At 71.1% G+C, this 8,357-nt stretch carries 7 protein-coding genes; 5 read left to right on the top strand and 2 right to left on the bottom strand.

Annotation, left to right across the window (positions count from 1 at the left end; translation table 11 throughout):
* The 4 genes from mmsB to AC32QD_RS01215 all read left to right on the top strand — a co-directional run.
* A partial coding sequence (gene mmsB, locus AC32QD_RS01230; protein ID WP_492008659.1) for a 3-hydroxyisobutyrate dehydrogenase occupies positions 1-865 on the top strand: 865 nt, incomplete at its 5' end.
* A 94-nt stretch (positions 866-959) separates the two neighbouring features.
* Complete coding sequence (locus AC32QD_RS01225) at positions 960-1,544, top strand: MarR family winged helix-turn-helix transcriptional regulator (RefSeq protein WP_492008658.1); 585 nt, start codon at positions 960-962, stop codon at positions 1,542-1,544.
* 345 nt (positions 1,545-1,889) lie between these two features.
* Positions 1,890-3,122 (top strand): 5-aminolevulinate synthase, encoded by a 1,233-nt coding sequence (gene hemA, locus AC32QD_RS01220; protein WP_492008657.1) that lies wholly within the window; start codon positions 1,890-1,892, stop codon positions 3,120-3,122.
* Positions 3,123-3,237: 115 nt separating this feature from the next.
* The gene (locus AC32QD_RS01215) at positions 3,238-4,467 is read left to right on the top strand and encodes a helix-turn-helix domain-containing protein (protein WP_492008656.1); all 1,230 of its coding nucleotides are present in this window, start codon (positions 3,238-3,240) and stop codon (positions 4,465-4,467) included.
* 77 nt (positions 4,468-4,544) lie between these two features.
* Here AC32QD_RS01215 and glgP read toward each other — a convergent pair whose 3' ends face one another.
* Positions 4,545-6,248, bottom strand: a complete 1,704-nt coding sequence (gene glgP, locus AC32QD_RS01210; RefSeq protein WP_492008655.1) for an alpha-glucan family phosphorylase — start codon at positions 6,246-6,248, stop codon at positions 4,545-4,547.
* Positions 6,245-6,640, bottom strand: coding sequence for a Cu(I)-responsive transcriptional regulator (cueR, locus tag AC32QD_RS01205; RefSeq protein WP_492008654.1), 396 nt, complete (start codon positions 6,638-6,640; stop codon positions 6,245-6,247). Before cueR ends, glgP begins: the two co-directional genes overlap by 4 nt.
* A gap of 197 nt (positions 6,641-6,837) precedes the next feature.
* On the opposite strand from cueR, the gene AC32QD_RS01200 reads away from it, so the two are divergent.
* Positions 6,838-8,357, top strand: a 1,520-nt coding sequence (locus AC32QD_RS01200; RefSeq protein WP_492008653.1) for an HAD-IC family P-type ATPase, incomplete at its 3' end; no start/stop codon positions are given.

Here is an 8,357-nt window from a genome sequence, read left to right as displayed (position 1 = left end):
CGGCAACATGGGCTTGCCGATGACGCGCAACCTGCTCAAGGCCGGGCACGAGGTGACGGGCTTCGATCTCTCGGCGCCGGCGCTCGAGGAGCTGGAGAGCGCCGGCGGCCGCCGCGCCGCCAGCGCCGCCGAGCTGGCCCGGGGCGTCGAGGCCGTGGTCACCGCGCTGCCCGCGGCGCCGCATGTGCGCGGGGTCTATCTGGGCGAGGACGGCATCCTGGCGGCGGCCGGCAAGGGCACGCTGTTCATCGACTGCTCGACCGTGGACGTGGACACGGCGCGCACGGTCGGCTCGGAGGCCGAGGCGCGCGGGCAGCTGATGGTCGACTCGCCGATGTCGGGCGGCGTGGGCGGCGCGCAGGCGGGCACGCTGACCTTCATGGTGGGCGGCAGCGACGCGGCCTTCGCCGCGGCCAGGCCGATCCTCGAGGCGATGGGCAGGAACATCTTCCACGCCGGGCCCTCGGGCGCGGGGGCGGCGGCCAAGATCTGCAACAACATGATGCTGGCGATCCAGATGATCGCGGTCTCGGAGGGCTTCAACCTGGCCGAGAAGCTGGGGCTGGAGGCGCAGAAGCTCTACGAGATCTCCTCGACCGCGACGGCGCGCTGCTGGTCGCTGAACGACTATTGCCCGGCGCCGGGGCCGGTGCCGGCCTCGCCGGCCAACCGCGACTACCAGCCCGGGTTCTCGGCCGCGCTGATGCTCAAGGACCTGCGCATCGCCATGCAGGCGGCACAGGCGGCCGGGGCGCACACGCCCTTGGGCGCGCACGCCGCCCAGATCTATACGCTGATGGAGATGGTGGGCCAGAGCGACCGCGATTTCTCGGGCGTCATCAGGCTGTTGCGCGGCGAGCTTTGAGCGCTTCGACGTCGTTAACGGCGTCTTTGCTTTTTCTGCCCAGTCTGGCCGCGAATTGGCCGGGCAGCCCCGGCGCGGAGCCCCGGGGAGGCCGATGAGCGGAAAGAGCGACAGCGCGGGCCTCGCCGGGGCTGATGGCCGTGGGGCCGAAAGCCGTGGGGCCAACGGCGAGGGGGTTGCCGACGGCGAGGGAGCTGCCGACTGCGAGGGGGCTGCCGACGGCATCGTGCCGGGCTATCTCGAGACGCTGGCGCTGATCGAGCGGCTGCACCGGCTGCTGCTCGACGTCATCAAGCACGAGCTGGAGCGGCTGGGCGAGATCGAGGTCAACGCCGTGCAGGCGCTGCTGGTGTTCAACATCGGCCCCAGGGTGGTGACGGCGGGCGAGCTGAAGAACCGCGGCTACTACCAGGGCTCCAACGTCTCCTACAACCTCAAGAAGCTGGTCGAGGCCGGCTATATCGACCACCAGCGCTCGGAGGTCGACCGGCGCGCGGTGCGCGTGCGGCTGACCGAGCGCGGGCTCGAGATCCACGGCATCGTGGCCGGGCTGCTGCGCCGTCACGCCGGCGAGCTGGCCGCGAGCGCGCGCCTGCGCCCCGAGGGGCTGGAGGGCATGAACCGGGACCTGCGCTCGCTCGAGGGCTACTGGAGCGAGGCGCTGCGCTACGTCTACTAGGGCGAGGCCCGGCCCCGGTGCGCGGATTTGCCGGCAGCGGCCCTGATGCAGCCCGCGGCGGCCGGTGCGCGGACCGGCGCGAGGGCCGGCTGCTGCCCCGCCGCGCCGGTGCGCGTGGCGCGGCGATGGGTAGCAGGCGCGACCGTTTTCCGCACTCAACAAGCGGCGGCGATCGCCTTATAAGCAGCGGTGCCGAGTCGGCCCGCCGCTGGCCGGTGGCGCCAAAGCGACCTGACGCCAAAGGCACCTGACGCCAAAGGGACCTGACGCCAAAGGGGAAACAGCGGGCCGCGCGGCCACGGCAGGGCGCCGTGCCGAGACAAGAGCGCCGGGCGGGACAGAGCCATGACATACGACGAGCAATTCACCCAGGCCCTCGACGGACTGCGCGGGGAGGGCCGCTACCGCGTCTTCATGAACATCCTGAGGCTGCGCGGTGCCTTTCCCTATGCGCTGCTCAAAGAGGCCGACGGCAGCCAGCGGCGCATCACCGTGTGGTGCTCGAACGACTACATGGGCATGGGCCAGAACCCGGCCGTGCTCGACGCCATGAAGCGCGCGGTCGACACCGCGGGGGCGGGCTCGGGCGGCACGCGCAACATCTCGGGCACCACCCATTTCCATGTCGAGTTGGAGGAGGAGCTGGCCGACCTGCACGGCAAGCCCGCGGCGCTGCTGTTCACCTCGGCCTACAACGCCAACGAGGCGACGCTGGCCACGCTGCCGCGGCTCCTGCCGGGGCTGACCATCTTCTCGGACGCGCTGAACCACGCCTCGATGATCGAGGGCGTGCGCCACGGCAGCTGCGAGAAGCAGATCTGGCGCCACAACGACGTCGCTCATCTCGAGGAGCTGCTGGCCTCGGTGCCGGCCGCGGCGCCGAAGCTGATCGCCTTCGAGTCGGTCTACTCGATGGACGGCGATTTCGGCCCGATCGCCGCGGTCTGCGACCTGGCCGAGAAATACGGCGCGCTGACCTATCTCGACGAGGTCCACGCCGTGGGCATGTACGGCGCGCGCGGCGGCGGCCTGGCCGAGGCGCAGGGGCTGGCGCAGCGCATCGACATCTTCAACGGCACGCTGGCCAAGGCGTTCGGCGTGCAGGGCGGCTATGTCGCCGGATCGGCGGCGCTGGTCGACGCCGTGCGCTCGTTCGCGCCGGGCTTCATCTTCACCACGTCGATCTCGCCCGCTGTCGCCGCGGGCGCGCTGACCAGCGTGCGCGCGCTCAAGGCTGACCGCATGCTGCGCCAGCGCCACCACGACCGCGCCCGGGCGCTGAAGGCGGCGCTGGCCGAGGCGGGGCTGCCGGTGATCGAGAACCCCAGCCACATCGTGCCGGTGCATGTGGGCGACCCGGTGGTCTGCAAGGCGCTGTCGGACCGGCTCTTGGCCGAGTGGGACATCTACGTGCAGCCGATCAACTTCCCCACGGTGCCGCGCGGCACCGAGCGCCTGCGCCTGACCCCCTCGCCGGTGCACGACGTGCAGATGATGCAGCGCGTTGTCGAGGCCTTGGATACGCTTTGGTCAGAATTCGGTCTTAAACGGAGCGTAATGGGCAAAAACCGCGCCTGAGGGGGACAGATGCGATTGAATTTCGGCACCCGGTCTGTAATACTCCCGTCATCCGAACGGGCACGGCAGATGCGCGCGGGTTGAGGGGTCCACGGCAGGAGCAGGAGCAGCCCCTATGAAATTGCGGGGGTATGACGACTATCCGGTCACGCTCGGCGACGAGATGCGTGGCTGCCGGGCGTCGCTCGGCAAGTCGCTGCTCGATGCGGAATACGAGCTTCGCATCAAGGCCAACCAGTTGCGCGCCATCGAGGACGCCGACCTCGACGGCTTTCCCAATGTGAGCGTGGTGCCCGGCTATGTGCGCTCCTATGCGCGCTATCTGGGCATGGATTCGGACGAGGCCTACCGGCGCTTCTGCGCCGAGTCGGGCTATCGCTCGCCGACCGCCGGGCTCGGTCCCGCCGCGCCGCGCCCCGAGAAGGGCGCGCGGCCCATGCCCGGCGCGGGCTTCGGCACCGACCTGACCGGCTCGCGCTTCGCCGTGCGCCCGGCGCCGGCGCGGCTGGGCGCGCGCGTCAGCCTCGGCGCCCTGACCTCGGTGCTGGCGCTCTTGCTGCTGATCGGCGGGCTCGGCTATGGCGGCTATGCCCTCTTGCAGGACATCCAGCGGGTCGGCGTCGCGCCGCTGCCGCAGGCGCCCGAGATCATCTCCGAGGCGCCGCTGATCTCGCCGCCCGCAGTCGAGACCGCCCTGGCCTCGGCCCCCGATCCCTCGGCCTACGAGCGCGATGGCGCGTTGCTGGTGTCCGCCCCGGGCGAGATGCCGCCGCCGACGCTGCCCTCGCGCGACGGGCCGATCTCGGCGATCAACCCCGACACCTCGGGGCTGTTCGCGCCGGCGCAGGCCGCGGCGGCCGAGACGCCCGACGGCGGCGTCGCGCAGCAGACCTCCGGCCCCGGCTTCCGCACCCCGGACGGCCCGAACGGCGGCATGCGGATCTCGCTGTCGCCCCAGGAGGCCGCGGTGGCCGATCCGGTGATCGCCGCCGCACTCAAGGCGGCGCCGCCCAAGGTGGTGCTGCGCGCCACCGACGCCGCCTGGATCCGCGTGCGCGACGGCAACGCGGTGATCTTCGAGGGCACCCTGCCGGCCGGCGGCCAGTACGTGGTGCCGAGCCGCGTCACCGCCCCGGTGCTGCGCGCGGGCAACGCGGGCGCGCTTTACGTGCTGGTCAACGGCACGCCCTACGGGCCGGTGGGCAGCTCGGCGGCGGTGGTGAAGAACTTGTCGCTGCGGGCCGCCGACATCACCGGCCACGTGCCGCAGGCGACCGCCAGCGCCGTCGGCGTCAGCACCGACGGCGGCACGCTGCGCCGGGCCGATGGGAGCGTCACCCACTAGGGGCCTGACGGCCAGCCGCTTTCCCCCGAATTCTCCCGCGCTGGGCCGGAAATGAAGGGCGCGGCCGGCGGCCCCTCTCAGCGCAGATACGCCTCGCTGGCATAGCGGCGCATCATGCGCTGGCTGTTGAAATAGTAGGCGATGGAGCCGATCGCCTGCTTCATCATCCAGCGCCAGTGCTCGGGGTCGCCGTTATAGAGCGGTAGCACGGTGCCCTCGAGCCTGGCATAGAGGGCCTCGGCGTGGTGCCCGTCCGTGCCGCCGTCGCCGTCCGCGCCGATCGCCCAGCCGTTGACGCCGTCGATGCAGGCCTCGAGCCACCAGCCGTCCAGCACGCTGAGGTTCAGGACACCGTTCAGCGCCGCCTTCATGCCGCTGGTGCCCGAGGCCTCCATCGGCGGCAGCGGCGTGTTCAGCCACACATCCGCGCCTGAGGCCAGGACCCCGGCGAGCGCCATGTCAAAGCCCGGCAGGAAGGTGCAGGGCACCTTCCCGGCCAGCTGCCGCGAGAGCTGGTGGATTTGGCGGATCGCGTCCTTGCCCGCGCCGTCGCGCGGATGCGCCTTGCCCGCCATGACCAGCTGGAACGGGTGTCGCGCCGCGATGGCGGCCAGCCGGTCGGGGTCGCTGAAGATCAGGGTGGGCCGCTTGTAGCCGGTCATGCGCCGGGCGAAGACGATGACGGGAAGCGCGGGGTCGAGGTCGACGCCGCTGCGCCTGCGCACCTCGGCGATCAGGTCCGCCTTGGCCGCCTGGTGGCAGGCCCAGATGTCCTCGTTGGCCAGCTGCAGCGCGCGCACCAGGATCTCCGGCTCGTGCTGCCATTGCGGCAGCTGCGCGTCGAACAGGCGGGCGAAGGCCGCGTGCGCCCAGGTGCCGACATGGACGCCGTTGGTGATGGCGTGGATGCGGTAGCCGGGGAACATGGTCCGGGTGGTCTGGGCGTGGCGCCGCGCCACGCCGTTGATGTAGCCCGAGAGGTTGAAGGCGAGCCGCGTCATGTTGAGCCGGTCGGCGCCGGCGAGGCTCTTGAGCGTGTCGAGCTCGACGAAATCGGGCAGGCAGCGCTGGACCAGGTCGTAGGCGAAGCGGTCCTGCCCGGCCTCGACCGGGGTATGCGTGGTGAAGACGCAGCGCTCGCGCACCTCGGCGATGTCGTAGGCCGGCTCGTCGGGGATGCGCGCGTCGGGCGCGATGCGCCTGCGGTTCAGAAGCTCGAGCGTGAGCAGCGCCGCGTGCCCCTCGTTGAGATGGTAGGTGTGCAGCTCGAAGCCCAGCGCGTGCAGAAGCCGGATGCCGCCGATGCCCAGCACGATCTCCTGCTTCAGCCGGTAGGCGTCGTCGTTGCCATAGAGCTGGTCGGTCAGGCGGCGGTCGTCGTCCGCGTTCTGCTCGAGGTCGGTGTCGAGCAGGAGGATCGGGATCTCGTGCCCGTGCGGGCAGGCGTGCAGGTAGAGCCAGGGCCGCACCCACACCGTGCGGCCCTCGATCGGCACCCCGATCATGGCGTTGAGCGGCGTGCACCAGTCGGCGGGGTCCCACAGGTCCTCGTCCTCGAACTGCCAGCCGTCCTCGTCGATGCCTTGCAGGAAATAGCCCGACCGGCTGACCAGCGTGACGAACACCACGGGCAGCTCGAGATCGGCGCAGGAGCGCGCGGTGTCGCCCGCCAGCACGCCCAGCCCGCCGGCATAGCTGTGCATCTCGGGCCGGATCGCCATCTCCATGGTGAAATAGGCGATGTGGGTGCGCGGCACGAAGGGCGCGAGCGCGGCGGTCACGACACGGCACTCCCCGCCAGGTCATCGAGGATCGGGCAGTCCGGGCGCGCGTCGCCGTGGCAGGATTCCGCAAGGTCGGTGAGCGTGCGCCGGATCGATTCCAGCTCGGCGATCTTGCGCTCGATCTGGCCGAGATGCCCGGTGGCGATGCGCTTGACGTCGGCGCTGGCGCGGCCCCGGTCCTCGTAGAGCGAGAGCAGGGCGCGGCAGTCCTCGATGGTGAAGCCGAGGTTGCGGGCGCGGCCGATGAAGGCGAGCTTGTGCAGGTCGCTTTGCGAGAAGCGGCGATAGCCGTTCGGCCCGCGCGCGGGCGCGATCAGGCCGATGTCCTCGTAATAGCGGATGGTCTTGGCCGGCAGGCGGCTGGCCTGGGCGACGTTCTTGATGTTCATGCGCGGCTCCATGTTCACGCGCGCCGTGATACTCGCGCGCGGCGCCCGGCGCTGCCCCGGGCGGGCGTGGCTGTGCACTTCGGCCCCTCGGCACTTCGGCCCCTTGACCTTCCAGTTAATGGAAGGTCCATATATGCGCAAGGACAAAGACGGGCCCATGCACGGGGCCCGGGCGAGCGACTGAGAGGGAGATGTCGATGTCTGCGCACGAGCGCGAAAAAAGCGCTGACGCCGCCACCGCCGAGGTGATCCGCGACCCGGTCTGCGGCATGACCGTGGACGCGGGGGCGGACAAGCCGACGCACGAGCACGGCGGCCGGAGCTACCATTTCTGCTCGGAGCATTGCCGCGAGAGGTTCGCGGCCGATCCGGAGGGCTACATCTCGGCCGAGGACCCGGTCTGCGGCATGAGCGTCGACCGCGCCAGCGCGCGTCACATGGCCAGGCACGAGGGCCGCCGCTTCTATTTCTGCTCGGCCGGCTGCCGCGAGAAATTCGAGGCCGAGCCGGAGAAATACCTCGAAGGCCGCCCCGCCCCCGAGCCGATGCCCGAGGGCACGGTCTATACCTGCCCGATGCACCCCGAGATCGAGCAGGTCGGCCCCGGCGACTGCCCGATCTGCGGCATGGCGCTGGAGCCCAAGGGCCTGCCGGCGCCGGACGAGGGACCCAACCCCGAGCTGGTCGACTTCAAGCGCCGCTTCTGGGTGGGCCTCGTGCTGACCGTGCCGTTGCTGGTGCTGGCCATGGGCCCGCATGTCGGCCTGCCGCTGCGCGGCTGGATCGGCGAGGCGCTTGCGCAGTGGGTCGAGCTGGCGCTGGCCACGCCCGTGGTGCTGTGGTCCGGCTGGCCGTTCCTGGTGCGCGGCTGGAAGTCGTTCCGCAGCATGAATCTCAACATGTTCAGCCTGATCGGCATGGGCGTCATCGCCGCCTACCTCTTCAGCCTGGTCGCGGTGATCGCGCCCGGCGTGTTCCCCCAGGGCTTCCGCGACGCGCATGGCACCGTCGGGGTCTATTTCGAGGCGGCGGCGATGATCGTGGTGCTGGTGCTGATCGGCCAGGTCATGGAGCTGGGCGCGCGCGAGCGCACCGGCGCCGCCATCCGGGCGTTGATCGACCTCGCCGCCAAGACGGCGCGGCGGGTCGGGGAGGACGGCTCCGAGCAGGAGGTGCCGCTCGAGCAGGTGCAGGCCGGCGACCGGCTGCGCGTGCGCCCGGGCGACAAGATCCCGGTGGACGGCGAGGTGGTCGAGGGCCGCTCCTCGGTCGACGAGTCGATGCTGACCGGAGAGCCGGTGCCGGTGGAGAAGGTCGCCGGCGACACCGTCACCGGCGCCACCATCAACGGCACCGGCACGCTGGTGATGAAGGCCACCCGCGTCGGCCGCGACACCATGCTGGCGCAGATCGTCGAGATGGTGGCCCAGGCGCAGCGCTCGCGGGCCCCGATCCAGAAGCTGGCCGACGCGGTGGCGGGCAAGTTCGTGCCCACGGTGATCGGCATCGCCGCGCTGGCCTTCGTGCTGTGGTCGATCTGGGGGCCGCAGCCGGCCTATTCCTACGCGCTCATCGCGGCCATCTCGGTGCTGATCATCGCTTGCCCCTGCGCGCTTGGCCTGGCCACGCCGATGTCGATCATGACCGCGACCGGGCGCGGCGCCCAGGCGGGCGTACTGATCAAGAACGCCGAGGCGCTGGAGCGCTTCGCCAAGGT

The sequence above is a fragment of the Thermohalobaculum sp. genome, from assembly GCF_058622915.1.
This window is presented reverse-complemented; position numbering and strand designations above follow the sequence as displayed.

Bases quoted from the DNA above. Each gene is read 5' to 3' on its own strand.
- AC32QD_RS01225 (WP_492008658.1), top strand. From the start codon at position 960: ATGAGCGGAAAGAGCGACAGCGCGGGCCTCGCCGGGGCTGATGGCCGT.
- hemA (WP_492008657.1), top strand. From the start codon at position 1,890: ATGACATACGACGAGCAATTCACCCAGGCCCTCGACGGACTGCGCGGG.
- AC32QD_RS01215 (WP_492008656.1), top strand. From the start codon at position 3,238: ATGAAATTGCGGGGGTATGACGACTATCCGGTCACGCTCGGCGACGAG.
- cueR (WP_492008654.1), bottom strand. From the start codon at position 6,640: ATGAACATCAAGAACGTCGCCCAGGCCAGCCGCCTGCCGGCCAAGACC.